General features: G+C 40.5%; 18 protein-coding genes and 1 riboswitch. Of the genes, 9 read left to right on the forward strand and 9 right to left on the reverse strand.

The window, feature by feature from the left end; all coding sequences use genetic code 11:
• Positions 1–70: 70 nt before the first annotated feature.
• Genes mnmL through ACQKKO_RS12570 form a run of 3 tightly spaced genes read left to right on the forward strand, consistent with a single transcriptional unit; the run spans position 71 to position 2,194 of the window.
• Positions 71–1,036 (forward strand): tRNA modification radical SAM protein MnmL/YtqA, encoded by a 966-nt coding sequence (gene mnmL, locus ACQKKO_RS12560; protein ID WP_498647667.1) that lies wholly within the window; start codon positions 71–73, stop codon positions 1,034–1,036.
• Positions 1,033–1,605, forward strand: coding sequence for a tRNA 5-(aminomethyl)-2-thiouridylate-methyltransferase MnmM (gene mnmM, locus ACQKKO_RS12565; RefSeq protein WP_498647669.1), 573 nt, complete (start codon positions 1,033–1,035; stop codon positions 1,603–1,605). Before mnmL ends, mnmM begins: the two co-directional genes overlap by 4 nt.
• Positions 1,606–1,630: 25 nt before the next feature.
• Complete coding sequence (locus ACQKKO_RS12570) at positions 1,631–2,194, forward strand: beta-class carbonic anhydrase (protein ID WP_498647671.1); 564 nt, start codon at positions 1,631–1,633, stop codon at positions 2,192–2,194.
• A gap of 126 nt (positions 2,195–2,320) precedes the next feature.
• On the opposite strand, the gene ACQKKO_RS12575 is transcribed toward ACQKKO_RS12570, so the two are convergent.
• Entirely contained in the window at positions 2,321–3,103 is a 783-nt protein-coding gene (locus tag ACQKKO_RS12575) for an alpha/beta hydrolase (protein WP_498647672.1), read from the reverse strand.
• A 112-nt stretch (positions 3,104–3,215) separates the two neighbouring features.
• On the opposite strand from ACQKKO_RS12575, the gene ACQKKO_RS12580 reads away from it, so the two are divergent.
• Entirely contained in the window at positions 3,216–3,740 is a 525-nt protein-coding gene (locus ACQKKO_RS12580) for a gamma carbonic anhydrase (RefSeq protein WP_498647674.1), read from the forward strand.
• Positions 3,741–3,807: 67 nt separating this feature from the next.
• Here ACQKKO_RS12580 and metK read toward each other — a convergent pair whose 3' ends face one another.
• Entirely contained in the window at positions 3,808–5,022 is a 1,215-nt protein-coding gene (metK, locus tag ACQKKO_RS12585) for a methionine adenosyltransferase (protein WP_498647676.1), read from the reverse strand.
• 131 nt (positions 5,023–5,153) lie between these two features.
• Positions 5,154–5,264: riboswitch (SAM riboswitch) on the reverse strand.
• A gap of 181 nt (positions 5,265–5,445) precedes the next feature.
• On the opposite strand from metK, the gene pckA reads away from it, so the two are divergent.
• Positions 5,446–7,023, forward strand: a complete 1,578-nt coding sequence (gene pckA, locus ACQKKO_RS12590) for a phosphoenolpyruvate carboxykinase (ATP) (protein ID WP_498647678.1) — start codon at positions 5,446–5,448, stop codon at positions 7,021–7,023.
• A 52-nt stretch (positions 7,024–7,075) separates the two neighbouring features.
• Here pckA and ACQKKO_RS12595 read toward each other — a convergent pair whose 3' ends face one another.
• The 6 genes from ACQKKO_RS12595 to ACQKKO_RS12620 form a co-directional block, all read right to left on the reverse strand.
• Entirely contained in the window at positions 7,076–7,855 is a 780-nt protein-coding gene (locus ACQKKO_RS12595) for an alpha/beta hydrolase family protein (protein ID WP_498647680.1), read from the reverse strand.
• A 3-nt stretch (positions 7,856–7,858) separates the two neighbouring features.
• A complete protein-coding gene (gene ytkD / locus ACQKKO_RS12600; protein ID WP_498647682.1) occupies positions 7,859–8,332 on the reverse strand; it encodes an RNA deprotection pyrophosphohydrolase in 474 nt (157 codons plus the stop codon).
• A 64-nt stretch (positions 8,333–8,396) separates the two neighbouring features.
• Complete coding sequence (locus ACQKKO_RS12605) at positions 8,397–9,608, reverse strand: MFS transporter (RefSeq protein WP_498647684.1); 1,212 nt, start codon at positions 9,606–9,608, stop codon at positions 8,397–8,399.
• Between the two features lie 120 nt (positions 9,609–9,728).
• Complete coding sequence (locus ACQKKO_RS12610; protein ID WP_498647686.1) at positions 9,729–10,220, reverse strand: YwpF family protein; 492 nt, start codon at positions 10,218–10,220, stop codon at positions 9,729–9,731.
• A gap of 469 nt (positions 10,221–10,689) precedes the next feature.
• Positions 10,690–10,845, reverse strand: coding sequence for a sporulation histidine kinase inhibitor Sda (locus tag ACQKKO_RS12615; protein WP_498647689.1), 156 nt, complete (start codon positions 10,843–10,845; stop codon positions 10,690–10,692).
• 26 nt (positions 10,846–10,871) lie between these two features.
• Complete coding sequence (locus tag ACQKKO_RS12620; RefSeq protein ID WP_498647691.1) at positions 10,872–12,050, reverse strand: MalY/PatB family protein; 1,179 nt, start codon at positions 12,048–12,050, stop codon at positions 10,872–10,874.
• A gap of 231 nt (positions 12,051–12,281) precedes the next feature.
• On the opposite strand from ACQKKO_RS12620, the gene ACQKKO_RS12625 reads away from it, so the two are divergent.
• The 4 genes from ACQKKO_RS12625 (at position 12,282) to ACQKKO_RS12640 (ending at position 16,714) form a co-directional block, all read left to right on the forward strand.
• Entirely contained in the window at positions 12,282–13,727 is a 1,446-nt protein-coding gene (locus tag ACQKKO_RS12625; RefSeq protein ID WP_498647692.1) for a phospholipase D-like domain-containing protein, read from the forward strand.
• A 102-nt stretch (positions 13,728–13,829) separates the two neighbouring features.
• Positions 13,830–15,383 (forward strand): ABC-F family ATP-binding cassette domain-containing protein, encoded by a 1,554-nt coding sequence (locus tag ACQKKO_RS12630; protein WP_498647694.1) that lies wholly within the window; start codon positions 13,830–13,832, stop codon positions 15,381–15,383.
• Between the two features lie 22 nt (positions 15,384–15,405).
• A complete protein-coding gene (locus tag ACQKKO_RS12635) occupies positions 15,406–16,029 on the forward strand; it encodes a deoxynucleoside kinase (protein ID WP_498647696.1) in 624 nt (207 codons plus the stop codon).
• A 13-nt stretch (positions 16,030–16,042) separates the two neighbouring features.
• Positions 16,043–16,714 (forward strand): deoxynucleoside kinase, encoded by a 672-nt coding sequence (locus ACQKKO_RS12640; protein WP_498647698.1) that lies wholly within the window; start codon positions 16,043–16,045, stop codon positions 16,712–16,714.
• Between the two features lie 197 nt (positions 16,715–16,911).
• Here the strand turns inward: ACQKKO_RS12640 and ACQKKO_RS12645 are convergent, their stop codons facing one another.
• On the reverse strand, positions 16,912–17,523 hold the full coding sequence (locus ACQKKO_RS12645; RefSeq protein WP_498647699.1) for a restriction endonuclease: 612 nt from the start codon (positions 17,521–17,523) through the stop codon (positions 16,912–16,914).
• Positions 17,524–17,583: the final 60 nt, after the last annotated feature.

Genomic DNA, 17,583 nt, shown 5'->3' on the forward strand with positions numbered 1-17,583 from the left:
TCACGTGATAAAATGGAGGATAAAAATAAGCATACTATATATCAACTTGTTTTACAGGAAGGTAGATTTGATGAATTCAGCGACCGATTCAATGCCTAGTCACTTTATAGATAAAAGGTATTACACATGGAGTGCTCATCTCCGTGACCACTTTGGCACCAAAGTATTTAAAATTCCGCTTGATGCAGGGTTTGACTGCCCGAATCGTGATGGGCAAGTTGCTCATGGCGGATGCACATTTTGTAGTGTACGAGGATCTGGAGATTTTGCCGGAGACCGTAGTGATGACTTAGTCACTCAATTCCACACAATTAAAGAGCGAATGCATAAAAAATGGAAAACAGGCAAGTATATTGGCTACTTTCAAGCCTACACAAATACATATGCACCTGTTGAAACGTTAAGAAATTACTACGAGGTTATTCTAAAACAAGAAGGTGTGGTTGGTCTTTCGATTGCAACAAGACCAGATTGTTTACCTGATGATGTTGTAGAATATTTAGCAGAATTAAATCAACGTACGTACCTGTGGGTAGAATTAGGACTTCAAACTGTCCATGAGCGGACTGCAAACATTATCAACCGCGCCCATGATTATGAGTGCTACAAAGAAGGCGTTGCGAAGCTTCGAAAGCATGGCATTCGAGTTTGCTCTCACATCATTAACGGACTACCTTTAGAAACACCGGAAATGATGCTTGAAACAGCAAAAGAAGTGGCCAAGCTTGATGTTCAAGGGATAAAAATCCACCTGCTCCATTTATTAAAGAAAACAGGCATGGTTAAGCAATATGAAAAAGGGCTTGTTGATTTAATGAATATGGATGAGTATGTGAAGTTAGTTGCCGATCAATTAGAAGTCATTCCAGAAGAAATGATCGTTCACAGATTAACTGGTGACGGTCCGCCCGAACTTTTAATCGGTCCAATGTGGAGTATGAACAAGTGGGATGTACTAAACAGTATTGAAAATGAATTAAAGGATCGCGGAACCTGGCAGGGAATTCACTATAGAGCGGAGGCTCCTACCAAGTGAAGCTAAAAGGTATTCTTCCCTTCGCTAGAATCTTATTAGAACAAGCACTAGAACCTGGAGATACAGCTGTGGATGCAACAGCCGGTAATGGTCATGACAGCTGTTACTTAGCGGGACTTGTTGGTGCAACCGGTCATGTGTATAGCTTTGATGTTCAAGAACAAGCCATTCAAACGACCAAAGAGCGTTTGCGCAATCAAGGTCTACATGAACGGGTTTATCTTCATCAAACCGGACATGAACATGCTGTTGAACACATCGAGCCCGAACATGTATCATCATTAAAAGCAGCCATTTTTAACTTAGGCTATCTTCCAGGCGGTGACAAACAAATTACTACCTTAGCCAAAACAACGATTGAGGCTATCTCTCGATTGTTTGAGGCTATGCAAGCTGGTGGGATGATTGTACTCGTGGTTTACCATGGTCACCCTGAGGGAGCAATTGAAAAAGATCAAGTTTTAGATTTTGTTGAACAGCTTCCACAAGACAAAGCCCATGTTTTGCGGTATGGTTTTATTAATCAAAAAAATGCTCCACCCTTTATCATCGCCATTGAAAAACGCTAATTATATTGAGAGGTAGTGAAGAAACGTGTCCATTTTAGACAACATTCTTGAATTTAACCAGCAATTCGTTGATGAAAAAGAGTATGAAAACTATCAAACAACGAAGTTCCCTAACAAAAAAATAGTGATCCTTACATGTATGGATGCACGTTTAGCCGAGCTGCTTCCTCGTTCCATGAACGTAGGACAAGGTGATGCAAAAATCATTCGTAATGCAGGTGCCGTGATTTCTCATCCTTTTGGAAGTATTATGAGAAGTATTTTACTTGCTGTGTACGAGCTACAAGCAGAAGAAGTGATGATTATTGGCCACCATATGTGCGGAATGGCCGGTCTCGAATCCGAGAGCTTCCTGAAAAAGGCCGAAGAGCGCGGTGTTGACTTGAAAACAATCGACACGCTTGATTATGCAGGTGTCGATATTAAACAATTCTTAACTGGGTTTGGCGATGTTGAAGAAAGTGTTAGCCATAGCGTAAGCATTGTTGAAAACCATCCTCTGATGCCAAAAGAAGTACCTGTTCACGGACTTGTTATTCATCCTGAAACAGGAAAGCTTGAACTGTTAAAACGTGGCGAAGCGAGATAGATAGCGAACCCCCTCCACCTAAAGATGGAGGGGGTTTTTAATTGATTCCTCGTAAAATAGTTTGTTCTTCTTATATCGTTTCACTTCTTATCTACACAAAAAAGCAGACACAACTCTGTCTGCTCATCAAGGAAACATTAAATTCACAAAGCTCACAGCATGACGAAACACTTCATCTCGCTCAGGTTCGTTAAAGATTTCATGATATAACCCATCCCATTCTTTGTAGCTTTTGTGGGTAAGGACTAGATGGTTAAACCATTCCTGAGTTGCCTGTTTATCAACAAGAAAATCCTCTCCTGCCTGAAGGACGAGCAAGGGGATATTTGGGAATTTTTCTGGATATCTTCTTGTAAGTCGCATCGTTTTTTCAAGTTCCTGGTACCATCTTGCGGACACTTTACTCACTTTTAAGGGATCAGTCAAATAAGCTTCTACTACCTCTTGATTTCGGGTTGCTCGATCGGAGCGGATTCCGGAGTTCACGCTAAAGGTTGGTGCCACATGCTGTAATACTTTGGAGGCAGCCTTTTTTACTTTCGGTAGTGGATGACTCAAGTCCAGGCATGGAGAGGATAAAATGACACCATAGATTAGTGAGTTATCTCGTTCCATCACGGTACGAATGGAGATGAGTCCTCCCATACTGTGTCCTAAAAGAAGGATTGGAAGCCTTTTTTCTCTTGCTGCATCAAGCCACTCCTCAACAGTATCTAAGTATTGGCCGAAGGACTGAATATGACCGCGGCGACCTCTTGTTTTACCTTGACCAGGTAAATCACCCATAATGACATCAAAGCCATGCTCGTTCCATTTTTTTGCTAGCCATTCATAACGTCCGTGATGTTCACCTGCGCCATGAACCATCACAACGACACCTCTAGGCTCAGATACTTCCCATTTCCACACATTCCTCAGCTCCTTGCTACCACATAAGTCATCGTTGGTTTTTACCTTCGTATCGAATTAGGTTAAGATTAAGTATAGCGTTTTTTTTAAGAGACGGAAAGGATGAACCTACATGATTTATTCATATCTGAACAAAAAACCACGTATCTCAGACAGTGCTTTTATTGCTGACTATGTAACGATTTCCGGCGATGTCGAGATTGGTGATGAATCAAGCATTTGGTTTCAAACGGTCATTCGCGGTGATGTTTCGCCAACACGTATTGGAAAACGCGTGAATATCCAAGACCAGTCCATGCTTCACCAAAGCCCTGCTTATCCACTTCTTATTGAGGACGATGTCACAGTAGGGCATCAAGCTATGCTACATAGTTGTACGATTCACAAAAAAGCATTAATCGGTATGGGATCTATCATTTTGGACGGTGCGGAGATTGGTGAAGGTGCTTTTATCGGTGCTGGAAGTCTTGTTCCTCAAGGAAAAAAGATTCCTGCTCATACACTTGCGTTTGGACGACCCGCCAAAGTCATACGAGAGCTGACCGAAGAAGATCGTGCTGATATGGAACGAATTCGTTCAGAATACGTGGAAAAGGGACAATATTATAAAAGGCTTCAATCTGAGACCAACGACTGATTCTAGCCCTAATTGAATGAATATAAAAAATAAGCTGCATCCAAATGGATGCAGCTTATCTTAGTTATTATGCCATTTTTACGCTAGCTTGTTCTTTTAATGTTGCAGCCTTATCTGTTTTTTCCCAAGGTAAGCTCACATCTGTACGACCAAAGTGGCCGTATGCAGCAGTTTGCTTGTAGATTGGGCGACGCAGATCAAGCATACGAATAATACCAGCTGGACGTAGGTCAAAGTTTTTACGAACAAGAGACACAAGCTCTTCTTCTGACACTTTACCTGTTCCAAATGTATCAACAGAGATAGATACAGGCTGAGCCACACCAATCGCATACGCAAGCTGAACTTCTGCTTTATCAGCAAGACCTGCAGCAACAATGTTTTTCGCAACATAACGTGCAGCATACGCACCAGAGCGGTCTACTTTTGTTGCATCTTTACCGGAGAATGCGCCTCCACCATGACGTGCATAACCGCCATACGTATCAACGATAATCTTACGTCCTGTTAATCCAGCATCCCCTTGAGGTCCACCAATTACAAAACGTCCAGTTGGATTAATGAAGTATTTTGTATTTTCGTCAATTAATTCAGCAGGTACCACATGTTTAATGACATGTGTTTTTAAATCATGTTGAATTTGTTCTAATGTTGCTTCTGGTGCATGCTGAGTTGAAATAACAATCGTATCAACACGAGCAGGCTTCCCTTGCTCATCATACTCAACCGTTACTTGAGTTTTTGCATCTGGGCGAAGGTAATCAAGAATTTCTTCTTTACGGACTTCTGCCACACGACGTGCAAGCTTATGACTTAAAGAGATCGGTAAAGGCATTAACTCTTTCGTTTCATTTGTAGCAAAACCAAACATTAATCCTTGGTCTCCTGCACCGATAGCTTCAATTTCTGCTTCTGTCATTTGTCCTTCACGAGCCTCTAATGCTTTATCAACACCTTGTGCGATATCAGCCGATTGCTCATCAATTGAAACAAGGACTGCACACGTTTCCGCATCGAATCCGTATTTCGCACGTGTATAACCAATTCCTTTAATCGTGTCACGTACCACACGTGGAATATCCACATATGTACTTGTTGTAATTTCTCCTGCTACTAACACCATTCCTGTAGTAACTGACGTTTCACACGCCACACGAGCGTTAGGGTCTTTCTTTAAAATTTCATCTAAAATCGCATCAGAAATTTGGTCACAAATTTTATCAGGATGTCCCTCTGTTACTGATTCGGATGTAAATAATCGTCTACTTTTAAGTTCTGTCATGTTAAACATCACCCTTCCAATTGAGTCTAAGCTTCTCTTATCAGCCTAATCACAGGTTGAGATTAAATATACACAATAAAAAACCCTTCTCCTCTATATTGAGGAAAAGGGTTGAAATGTTGTCCTTTAACCTCTTATCGTTCAAGGCAATTGCCTTGCAGGTTAGCACCTTTCCACTTTTAGTAAAGTAGTGGTTGCTGGGCTTCACTGGGCCTGTCCCTCCGCCGGCTCTCCGATAAGATCCGTTCGCCATGAAGTATATATCATTCTTTCTTGAAAGTCAATCTATTCAAGGCTTTCATGCGATCTGAATGACCTAAATAGATGAACCTAACAAAAGTATAGACTAATTATTTAAATGTGTTATACTAATTAAAAAATAAGTTATTATTAAGCAACTTAATTGGAGAGGAGTATCATATTATGAACATACTTAATACAGCTATTGCGCTTGAAGACCTCTTATCTCAATCTAGAGTACAACATAATCTTTCTGTTCCTAGTCTAGTAAGTAAAGCACTTCAAAATAAAGAAGGTGTGCTAACCGAAAGTGGTGCACTTAGCGTCGAGACAGGTGCATATACTGGTCGTTCTCCTCGGGACAAATTCATTGTAAGAGAAGATTCCGTTGAGTCACTTATTCATTGGGGGGCTGTTAATCAACCTATTTCAAGTGATCTATTTACTGCTCTTTATGATAAAGTCTTAACTCATTTAAGTGAAAAAGAAGAGATCTTCGCGACTCATGGATTTGCTGGAGCAGATACAACGTACCAACTACCTATTCGAATGGTAAATGAGTTCGCATGGCATCAGCTTTTTGCAAAACAGCTGTTTATCAGGTCAGATGAAGTACCTGAGAATTCATGGCAGGAGTCTTTTACAATCGTATCAGCTCCTACGTTCAAAGCAGATCCTCAAACGGATGGAACACGCTCGGAAGCATTTGTCATCATTTCATTTGAAAAACGTATCGTATTAATTGGTGGAACAGAATATGCAGGTGAGATGAAGAAATCAATCTTTTCTGTTATGAACTTTTTATTACCACTTGAAGGGGTTCTCCCTATGCACTGCTCAGCTAACACGAGCACAGAGGGTGACGTCGCCTTGTTTTTTGGATTATCTGGTACAGGTAAGACCACTCTTTCAGCAAGCCCAGATCGGTTGTTAATTGGTGATGATGAACACGCCTGGTCGGCAAATGGAGTGTTTAATATTGAAGGTGGGTGCTATGCTAAGTGCATCAATCTTTCCCTTAAAAATGAACCACAGATCTGGAATGCCATCAGGTTTGGCACAGTGTGCGAGAATGTCGTGGTTGCTGAAAATGGGAAGGCTGACTACGATGATGTATCACGAACGGAAAATACTCGTGCTGCGTACCCGCTACATTACATTCCAAATGCACTTGAACCAAGCATTGCTGGACACCCTTCGACGATTATCTTTTTAACCGCAGATGCATTTGGTGTCTTGCCTCCAATAAGTAAGCTGACAAAAGAACAAGCGATGTACCATTTCTTATCTGGATACACGAGTAAGCTAGCCGGAACTGAACGAGGCGTTACAGAACCCGAAGCTACCTTCTCCACATGCTTTGGTGCTCCTTTTCTACCATTACCACCTAAGCATTATGCATCCATGCTAGGTGAATTCATTGATATGCATAATGCCGAAGTATTTTTAGTCAATACGGGATGGTCAGGTGGACCATATGGTACGGGGGCAAGAATGAGTCTTTCTTATACTCGCGCAATGGTGCAAGCAGCACTTCAAGGGGAATTATCACAAGTAGAAACGACAGAAGATGAATTCTTTGGGTTGCATGTTCCCATCCAATGTCCTGGAGTACCTGATAACGTTCTTAATCCAAAGACAACATGGGAAGACCCAAAAGCGTATGATTTAAAAGCAACAGAGCTTGCAAACCAGTTCAAGAAAAACATTTTGAATTTTGAAGAGTTGTCAGATGACGTTTTACAAGCAGGTCCGAAGTAACCCGATACACAAAAAGAAGCGCTCCCTTTTGGGGCGCTCTTCTTTTTGTACGTTATTGTCGCTTCATCCATTTTGCTGCCTCTTGCAAGATGACTTGCTGCTGGCGAACCGGAAATTGATGACTGTATGTTTTGTAATACCAGCTTTCCACATGCTTTTTCTCTTGTTCAAGCAACGTTTCCAATTGATACGCATGTTCAATGGATACATGCTCGTCGAGTTCCCCATGGATAATCAGTACAGATGCATGGATGTCGCCCACCTGGTTTAATGGCGTGCGAAAATCATAACGCTCTGGATATTTAGTAGGGGTCCCTCCAATCACTCGCTTCATCATCCGTCTCAGGTCGACTCGTTCACGATACGTTAAAAACATATCGGTCACGCCACTCCAACTAATGATGCTTTTCATTTCTTTTTGGTAAATGGCAGCCCAAAGTGCCATCACTCCACCTCTTGAAAACCCTATTGAATGAATGCCTTGTTCGTGATCAAATCGTTCGTTTTCTTTTAATACATCGACCGCATACACTGCATCTAATCGGTCTTGACCTCCAAAGTCTTCATTGCCCTCTCCTCCTTTGTTTCCTCGGTAAAAAGGACCAAAGACAATAAATCCTTCAGATGCCCACTGAATTAACCGTTGAATTCGAACCATCCCTACATTTTTGATTCCACCCCGAAGGTACAGGAGGCCAGGTAAAGAATTACTCCACGTCGGTTCAGCTAAATAACCCTTTACCTTATAGCCCTCACTCAAATAGGTTATTAAATACAGATGGATGTCAGGATGCGGTGAAGGTACTCTTTGTTTGTCAATAATTCTATCCAAGGATCACACCCACTCAAATTGACGATCATTTATGTACTGGAGACAATTCTTTAGAACATCATCTTTCATAATAAAGCTATATTCTTCATGCTCTCCAATTCGGCTTGGTAACTCATCTACCAAAACGGGTCCGTTTGTTTCATAATAATGATCGCTCTTGTTTAATTCATGAATCGTTGCCATATAAACATTCTTGCAGATGTCTAAACCAGGAACTGTATACTGACCAAGGTAATACAGGTTTGATACGACAGCCCCCGTCTCTTCTAACACTTCCCTTTTCGCTGCCTCTTCAGGAAGCTCTCCAGGTTCAAGCTTTCCCCCAGGAAATTCAAGGCCTCTTTTTTTGTGATTCGTTAATAACCACTGATCCTGGTAACGGCAAATGACCCACACATGTTTAGGCGAATCAGAAAAAGGGGCTTCGGAGAATGAGAGGTATACAGTTCGTTGATAAACATCCAGAAAGGTATGCATAATCGTCGTTGACTCCCTCTGCTTTTTTTAGCAGTATACCTTTTCTGTCCATATGCGTCCATCGTTAACCCCAGGAGCCTTTGACTGACTTCTCAGGCTTAAGTAAAAGGAACGTTAGAATAAGGGCTATACAGCTTATCAACGCATGTAGTGAAAAAAGAAGGAAGTGATTTACATTTAATAACGCAGCAAAAATTGGAGGACCCATCGCCACTCCAACAAATCTCATGCTGCTATATAATGAGGTGATTGATCCTCTTTGCTTTTGTTCGATTCCTTCCGTAACAAATGCATCCAGACTCGGCAAGGCAGCTCCTATACCAAGACCAGCTAGAAACAAAGCTGTAAGCAGCACATAAATATTTTCAGAAAAAGCGATCCATAAAGTTGAAGCCGTTACAATGGCTAATCCACCAACCGTATACCACTTCATTAATAATTTATCTTGTCCGATAAGCTTACCGGTTATATAGGAAGCAAAGCATAGGGCAGCTAGTGGAAAGGCCAGCACAAATCCCTTCTTTAAGTCATGAATGCCATAGTCTTTTTCCAGGCTAGTGGATAAATAAAATAACAATCCGAAGATTAAATACATACATAATCCGCCAACAAAAAAGACAATAAACAACCATTTCCCCTCACGTTTAAACGTCTTTTTAATGGATTTTACAAATGGTTTAAAGGCTAGTGGTTTATCCTTTTGCTTTGGTACGTGTACAAGAAATAGAAGCATGACAATTGAAATGAAACAAAAGATTGGAAAAGAGAAAAACGGTAGAAACCAGACAAACGAAGCTAATAGAGCGCCTAGAATTGGGCTAATCACTTTACCAAATGTATTGGATGTTTCAACTAATCCTAGTCCAGAACTAACCTCTTTTTCAGAAGTAAATAAGTCCCCAACTAACGGAAAGGCAATTGGTGCAGCTCCTGCAGCACCGACACCTTGTAGCAGTCTTCCGACTAGAATCCAACTGTACGCAGAATCAAACTTCCAGGCAGCGAATCCCGCTAACGCACCACCGAGTCCAGCGAGGATAAGGCTTGGAATGATGACTTGTTTTCGGCCGATATGATCAGATAAGTATCCTGCAAGAGGAATAAAAATAATAGCAACAATGGAATAAACGGTAATCAACAAACTTGCCTGTACCGAACTGATCCCAAGTTCTTTTTCTATTGTCGGTAGAACTGGAATGAGCATTGAGTTACCAAGTGTCATAACAAGCGGGATTGATGAGATTGAAATAATACCCCATATGCTTTTTTTCTGCACACAGTCTCCTCCTCTTTTACATACTCCGACTCTTAGTATAAGGCGATCCCGCGTATCTATACACGATCAAAAAAAGAAGCGGTGAGACCATTGTCTCCCGCTTCTTTAGTACATATATGATTATAATAAAACGTAATTTCCGCTTTCCTTTAGATCTTTGTACACTTCGTTTAATGTTTTTTCTGAATATGATTCTAAATTCTCGGTTCGTTGCTTAAAGCGCTCAAGTAGACTTTCTGTTGAATGACCGTCTGTTAACAATTCCTCCAACACGTCCTCCAGCACATCATCGCGTCCAAGCACAATTCTTCCTTTAAAAATAATGCTATACCCATCACTTAATTCCTTAATGGTTTCGATGCTTGTAATCATGGCCGCTGGATGGTTGTCTTTGCTAGTGATGATCACATTAAGAAACACATGGCGGTTGGCTTTTTGTTCACCTTCAAAAAAGTGCATATCCTCTTCAGACACAACAGCATCAATAAACCAAGTTCGTTCCTTATTTTCCATGCTAATAATAAGGCCATCTTTTAATGGAATCGATTCTTGTCTTATGGATTCATTGTCCCCTGCCAAAAGATAAAGTGCGTGAAGCTTAAAGGTCTTCATAATTACTGACACCTCCCACTAAACATTACTCTCACCTCTTATTTAACCATAGTGAACATTGTAAGTAAATCCGAATCCATAGGAAAAGTCAATAAAGGAGCACCGAATCTGTACCCCTTTATTGCCTTAACTCAAAAACAGCTTATCATTACGTCATTTATGAAGTTTTTACGTTTCTATAGAGTGATTCAGTCTGCTGTTGTTCCATCCATTTAACAAAATTATCCTCTTCAGGAGTCAACTCACGGCCAAGTTTCGATCTGCAGTCTTCAACCAACTCTTCATATAAATTTTTACATGTCATTGTACATGCCCCATTTCTATAAGAACGTAATAGTTAAGCATCGCGACTTTCATACGCTATCCTTTCCATCAACTTATTCATAAATGTGGACGATATGACTTGAATATTAGGATCTAAACAATTCTTTGAATATTTTTATGCAATATCGTTTGAGTTTCTCTTCGTCTAGAACGTCGGAGTCGCAAAATATGAATCCACTTTATGCTGTAAATCACGCTGTTCAACCTCTTTTTGTAAAAGCACAATAAAATCTTCATTTAAGCGAAGCTCCTTCGCTTTTACATACGCCTCCACTAACATATCGTTATTTAAATTTTTCATTAGCCCTCCGACACACACTCCTATTTTTAGAATTGGTCTTGCTCATACGCTTCTTTTAATTGTGTAAGTCCCTTTTGAAGCGTCGCTCTTGGACATGCTAAATTAAGCCTTTCAAAATGTTGCCCTTCTTCCCCAAACATCGGACCATGGTTTAATGCTACCTTTGCTTTCTCAACTAGCCATTTCTTACGCTCTTCTGCCTCAAGTGGCACATCCCTAAAGTCAAGCCATAGCAAATACGTTCCTTGTGGTTTAATGACTTTAATCTTCGGCATATGAGTTTCAATAAAGTCTTGAGCAAAACGGTAGTTAGCTTGAACATATTGCATTAGCTCATGAAGCCATTCTTCTCCTTCATTGTAAGCTACTTCCGTTGCAATACCAGCAAACGAATTTTGACCGTTCATATAGGTAGATTCAAGATATCTTTTAAACTCAAGCCTTCTTTTCTTATGTTGAATCACAAGATAAGATGCAATAATACCCGCTAAGTTAAAGGTCTTCGTTGGAGCAAGACAAGTGAATGTTCGCTCTGCCATATCTTCATTAATTGATGCCAATGGGATATGGTTGTATCCATCAAATAATAAATCGGCATGAATTTCATCAGACACCACGAGTAAGTCATACTTTTTGCAAAGAGCAGCTAATGCCTCAAGCTCCGATCTTGTCCAGACTCGGCCTCCGGGATTATGAGGGTGACAGAAAACCAGCATTTTTGTTTTTTCTGAGATTGACTGCTCCAATTGTTCTAAGTCCATTTCAAACTGTCCATCCTCTCTTTGTAACAGAGGATTTCTCACAATCGTTCGGTTATTACTTGTAATGACATCATAAAAGGGATAATAAACAGGTGTTTGAATCACAACCTCATCACCCGGCTCAGTAAAAACCTTTATAAGATTGCTTAAAGTCGGGACAATTCCAACCGTGTGAACAATTGAATTGGAATGGATTTTCCAGTTGTATCTCCGGCCTGTCCAACTTACAATCGCTTCGTCAACAGTAGAAGAAGGTGTCATGTATCCAAATATGCCTTGCTCTACTCGGTTATGTAAGGCATCCAGAACAGGTTGTGGGGCTTTAAAATCCATATCAGCAACCCACATTGGAAGCAAATCACTAGCTCCATAACGGCTTTGTAACCCGTCCCATTTTAGAGAATTTGTTCCTTTACGTTCAAACACTTGATCAAATTGACTCATCCTGACACTCCTTGTTCTGTCTAACAAGCGACGCATTGTTAGAACAATCCGTTTGATAGTTTCGATATCCTTTTTATAATTCCTTTAGAAAAATTGTAGCTTTCGTTCGACGAAATTCGGTAATTGGTTAATTATTCTTTATTCTACACACTCTATTTAATAAAAATCAATTGTTTAAGACTTACAAAATTAAGGAATGGTAAGTTCAGATTATATAAAAAGGAGCAGGCCATGAAACGATCTTCTCTTACTAAACGACATCTACTACTCATTCTTCCCATCGTGTTTTTTATTCTCTATGTTAGTACGATCATTTATGGTGTATATCGTCCACTTCCAGACAACGATCTGTCATATCAAAGCGACTTAAAACCGGTCATTGATCCTACATTTCTCACTGACCTTTCCTATACCCAAGATGACAATCAGGTCATTGAACAGGAGATCTTTGATTATGTGAAAGAGATGATTCAACAAGCAGATGAATTTGTTGTATTCGATATGTTTTTATTTAACAGTATATACGGAGAGGATGAGAGCTTTCCGTCACTTGCGGAGGATGTGACTCAAGCGCTTGTTCAAAAGAAACAAGCTGATCAGAGTTTTGCCATCACAGTGATCACTGATCCCATAAATACAATGTACGGAGCCAATGTCCCTGATCACTTACAAAGTCTGAGTGATGCTGGTATTCCTGTTATTATTAGTGACCTTGACACATTACGTGATTCAAATCCACTTTATGCTGGCTTCTACAAACTTTTTCTCCAATGGGATACAGTAGGTAGCATTGGCGGACTCCCGAACGTCTTAGGTTCCAATGGGAAGCATGCGAATTTGCACTCCTACCTCACTTCATTAAATGGTAAGGCCAATCACCGCAAAATTGTGATGACAGATCAAGAAGCGTTAATTAGCTCTGGAAATCCACATGACGCCAGTGCGTTACATAATAACGTAGCCATTGCCTTTAAGGGTGAGCTCTTAGAGGATTTACTTAAAACGGAAGAGGCGGTTGCAAGATATTCAGCGGATACAACAATCCAAGCTCCTTCTTTGAACTCTTCAGCCGATGATACAGAAACGGATGTATATGGAGAAATACTAACAGAGAGGCCAATCAAAGACCGAGCCCTCTCAATCATTAATGAGGCAGAGAGTGGTGACACAATCTGGATTGGGCTTCTCTACTTATCTGAGCAAAGCATAGTCGACGCGTTGATTGAAGCAGCGAACAATCAAGTATCCGTTCAGATTGTATTAGATCAAAACGTTGAATCCTTTGGAAACAAAAAAATCGGCCTACCGAACAAACCGGTTGCAGCCAATTTATTAAAAGAGGCTGAAGGAAATCTTGAGGTCCGCTGGTATGAAACGAATAAAGAACAGTATCACCCTAAGATCCTTTTCCTAGATTCCACGAATGGGTCACAGCTTTTAAGTGGCTCAGCGAATTTCACAAGGAGAAATCTCGATGATTTGAATCTTGAGACGAACATTTATTTGGCAGGTCCAGAGGATGCTGAGATTATGAACGAGGCACGTGCTTATTTTAACAGGATTTGGACAAACGACGGTGGAGTCTATACCGCTGACTACGAAACATATAAGGATGATTCCCTTTGGTTACGAGGCATTTTCACCATTCAAAAGTGGACAAAGCTCTCTACTTTTTAACAGAACATGATTCATCCCTTCTTCCTTCAATTGGTCCTCTGACATCTTGAACTGAGTGTGATAAACTGAAGCGTAGAGATTAGAAAAGAAGGGTGTTAAAAGATGAGCGTGTTATCAGTAAGTAAATTAAGTCACGGATTCGGAGACCGTGCCATTTTTCAAGATGTTTCATTTCGCCTCCTAAAAGGAGAGCATATCGGATTAATTGGTGCAAATGGAGAAGGAAAATCAACCTTCATGAACATCATTACGGGGAAACTTATGCCGGATGAAGGAAAAGTGGAATGGTCTAAAAATGTTCGTGTGGGCTACCTTGATCAGCACACCACGCTGCAAAAAGGTCAGACGATGCGCGATGTCTTAAAAAGCGCATTTCAGTATTTGTTTAATATGGAAGCAGAAATGAATAGTCTATACGATAAAATGGGTGACGTAGACCCAGATGAATTAGAAAAGTTATTAGAAGATGTAGGTGTGATCCAGGATACACTGACAACCAACGATTTTTATGTGGTTGATTCAAAAGTTGAAGAAATTGCGCGTGGACTTGGTCTTGATGAAATTGGTCTAGATAAAGATGTAACAGATCTAAGTGGAGGCCAACGAACCAAAGTTCTACTAGCCAAATTACTCCTTGAAAAGCCAGACATTCTACTTCTGGACGAGCCGACAAACTATCTTGATGAGCAGCATATCAATTGGTTAACGAGATACTTACAAGAGTATGAGAATGCCTTTGTATTAATTTCGCATGACATTCCGTTTCTAAATCGAGTCGTTAACCTTATCTATCACATGGAAAATCAAGAATTAAATCGGTATGTTGGTGACTACGATCACTTCTTAGAAGTACATGAAATGAAGAAACAGCAGCTAGAAGCAGCCTTCAAACGTCAACAGCAGGAGATTTCACAGTTGAAAGACTTTGTTGCCCGAAACAAAGCTCGTGTATCGACACGTAATATGGCAATGTCTCGTCAGAAAAAATTAGATAAAATGGATGTCATTGAGCTTACCAAAGACAAGCCAAAGCCTGACTTTCATTTTCATACAGCTAGAACTCCTTCAAAATATGTATTTGAAGCAAAGGACTTAGTCATTGGCTATGATGAACCTTTAACAAAGCCTTTAAACTTAGAGCTTGTTCGCAATTCAAAAATTGCTTTAACAGGGGCAAATGGAATTGGTAAAACCACACTTCTTAAGAGCTTATTAGGATTAATCAATCCACTCGAAGGTCAAGTCATTAAAGGTGACTACCAAGAGATTGGTTACTTTGAACAAGAGGTTAAGGATTCAAACAAGACGTGTATTGAGGAAATTTGGGATACCTTCCCTTCATTCACTCAACAAGAAGTTCGCTCTGCTCTCGCTAGATGTGGCCTAACTACCAAGCACATCGAAAGTAAGATCATGGTACTGAGTGGTGGAGAAAAAGCAAAAGTCAGACTATGTAAGCTCATGAACAACAAAACGAATATACTCGTTCTCGATGAGCCAACTAACCATTTAGATGTTGATGCCAAGGCCGAGTTAAAGAGAGCCTTACAAGAATACAAGGGCACCGTGCTACTTATTTGTCACGAACCTGAATTCTATGATGGCCTTGTAACAGAGGTTTGGAACTGCGAAGAATGGACAACAAAAGTGATTTAAGGTCAAACTGTAGGGGATGAACATGTCAGAACAAACACCGTTTATTGTGGTTGAAGGTCCAATCGGAGTGGGCAAAACCACACTCACAAAACTATTGGCAGCTGAGTTTTCATATGCCAGCCTCACTGAAATTGTAGAAGAAAACCCGTTCCTCGGTAAGTTCTATGAGAACATCGAGGAATGGAGCTTTCAAACCGAAATGTTTTTCCTGTGTAATCGATACAAACAGCTTGAAGACACACAAGAAAAGCTCGATCTCGGTATACCCGTCGTTGCCGATTATCATGTCTTTAAGAATTTAATTTTCGCAAGGCGGACGTTGCCTGCACATCAGTTGGATAAATATGTTCGCATCTATGATATTTTAACGGAGGAAGTACCAGAGCCATCTGTTATTGTCTATATTCATGCAAGCCTACCTACTTTATTAAAACGTATAAATCAACGAGGTCGAAGCATCGAACAACAAATCGACCCCGACTATTTAAGTCAACTCATTACAGATTATGAAGAATCGATTGCACAAATGGCAGCAATGTACCCACACGTCCCGATTATTAAAATCGATGGCGATCGATTTGACTATGTAGAAAACACAAACGACCTAGAACACATTTTTAATCTCATTCGCGAGATTACATCTTAAGGAGATTATGAAATTGAACCTACGAGAAAAATATAATATTCCAGATCATGCGTTAATCACAGTAGCCGGGACCGTTGGCGTTGGAAAATCAACACTAACAAAAGCCCTAGCAAGCGAATTAGGCTTTCGCACATCATATGAACAAGTAGATGATAACCCGTATCTTGATAAGTTTTACGCAGACTTTGAACGCTGGAGCTTCCACCTTCAAATCTACTTTTTAGCTGAACGTTTTAAAGAGCAAAAAGCGATGTTTGAAGCAGGCGGAAACTTCATACAGGATCGTTCCATCTACGAAGACACTGGCATATTCGCCAAGATGCACGCAGACAAGGGAACGATGTCTGCCGTTGATTATTCAACCTATAAAAGCTTATTTGATGCCATGGTTATGACACCTTATTTCCCGCATCCAAATCTGTTAATTTATTTAGATGGAAGCTTCCAGGACATCGTCGATCGCATTCAGCTACGTGGGCGCGAAATGGAAAAACAAACCCCTCTTTCCTATTGGGAAGAAATGTACGATCGCTACCAAAAGTGGATTGCCGAATTTGACGCGTGTCCCGTCTTAAAAATTAACATTAACGAATATGACCTGTTAAATGATACTCAATCACTAGAGCCAATCATTAAAAAAATTGGTGAACAAATGAGCCGTCCAGGTGCATTAATTCCAGAATAAACGAAGGTAAGCCCCCTCCATGATGGAGGGGGCTTTATTTGTTGATTTGGCTCTCTCTTTGTTGATTTTTGCTTCTCTTTGTTGATTCCGCTCTCTCTTTGTTGATTTCGGCTTCTCTTCGTTAATTCCGCTCTCACTTCGTTGATTTCAGCTTCTCTTCGTTGATTCTGCTCTCTCTCCGTAGATTCCAGATTCCACTATCTCTTAAAAAAATACTCCCCCGCCACAATGCGATTGCGCGAGTGTTTAACCGCTTCGAGAGTACCTTGATTTGAAGAGGACTCAGGTCGAACAGGCTCTTCAACAAGGCTTCTTGCCTTTTCCATCTTCCCTTGCTTACATAACTTTATTAATTCAACCAATTCTTCTCTCATTAAAAAGCTGACGTTTGTGGATCCTGCTAGATTCCAGCAAGAGTCTGTTACATCTTCTGCTGAAGTGATAACGAGCGCAGCATCGGCTTGATAAAACGCCTTAGCAGCATAAATTTCTTGTACAGAGGTGAGTCCTAGCTTTGCTTGATAGCGTTTTGCTTGGACAATGACCTTCTGTTCCTGCTCATTCATAAATACAAGGTCTGCACCATAGTCCCGGCTTTTTTTAGTGATAAATGTTTCATAGCCAATAGCTGTAAAAAGCACTAACAAATAATCTTCAAAATCATGACCTGACATCTGATCAATGTCCTTCATTGTAATTTTAGCAACGTCATATCTCTTGCGCTTTCTTAAGCGCAGGATAAACCATAACAGTCCACCTACAAGTAGTAACCCAATAATAAGTGCCCAAGAGCTATCAAATTCAAACATCTCTATAGTTCCTTCCTATAAAAAAAAGAGTGCATAGCCCTTTTGGCTAGCACTCTTCAG

Origin of the sequence: Alkalihalobacillus sp. NPDC127517 (assembly GCF_050276055.1) — a bacterium.
Lineage (GTDB): Bacteria > Bacillota > Bacilli > Bacillales > Bacillaceae_D > Alkalicoccobacillus.

What these genes read in the sequence shown, in the direction of transcription:
- mnmL (WP_498647667.1), top strand. Translation starts at nt 71, where the DNA reads ATGAATTCAGCGACCGATTCAATGCCTAGTCACTTTATAGATAAAAGG.
- ACQKKO_RS12580 (WP_498647674.1), top strand. Translation starts at nt 3,216, where the DNA reads ATGATTTATTCATATCTGAACAAAAAACCACGTATCTCAGACAGTGCT.
- metK (WP_498647676.1), bottom strand. Translation starts at nt 5,022, where the DNA reads ATGACAGAACTTAAAAGTAGACGATTATTTACATCCGAATCAGTAACA.
- pckA (WP_498647678.1), top strand. Translation starts at nt 5,446, where the DNA reads ATGAACATACTTAATACAGCTATTGCGCTTGAAGACCTCTTATCTCAA.
- ytkD (WP_498647682.1), bottom strand. Translation starts at nt 8,332, where the DNA reads ATGCATACCTTTCTGGATGTTTATCAACGAACTGTATACCTCTCATTC.
- ACQKKO_RS12610 (WP_498647686.1), bottom strand. Translation starts at nt 10,220, where the DNA reads ATGAAGACCTTTAAGCTTCACGCACTTTATCTTTTGGCAGGGGACAAT.
- ACQKKO_RS12615 (WP_498647689.1), bottom strand. Translation starts at nt 10,845, where the DNA reads ATGAAAAATTTAAATAACGATATGTTAGTGGAGGCGTATGTAAAAGCG.
- ACQKKO_RS12620 (WP_498647691.1), bottom strand. Translation starts at nt 12,050, where the DNA reads ATGAGTCAATTTGATCAAGTGTTTGAACGTAAAGGAACAAATTCTCTA.
- ACQKKO_RS12625 (WP_498647692.1), top strand. Translation starts at nt 12,282, where the DNA reads ATGAAACGATCTTCTCTTACTAAACGACATCTACTACTCATTCTTCCC.
- ACQKKO_RS12630 (WP_498647694.1), top strand. Translation starts at nt 13,830, where the DNA reads ATGAGCGTGTTATCAGTAAGTAAATTAAGTCACGGATTCGGAGACCGT.
- ACQKKO_RS12635 (WP_498647696.1), top strand. Translation starts at nt 15,406, where the DNA reads ATGTCAGAACAAACACCGTTTATTGTGGTTGAAGGTCCAATCGGAGTG.
- ACQKKO_RS12645 (WP_498647699.1), bottom strand. Translation starts at nt 17,523, where the DNA reads ATGTTTGAATTTGATAGCTCTTGGGCACTTATTATTGGGTTACTACTT.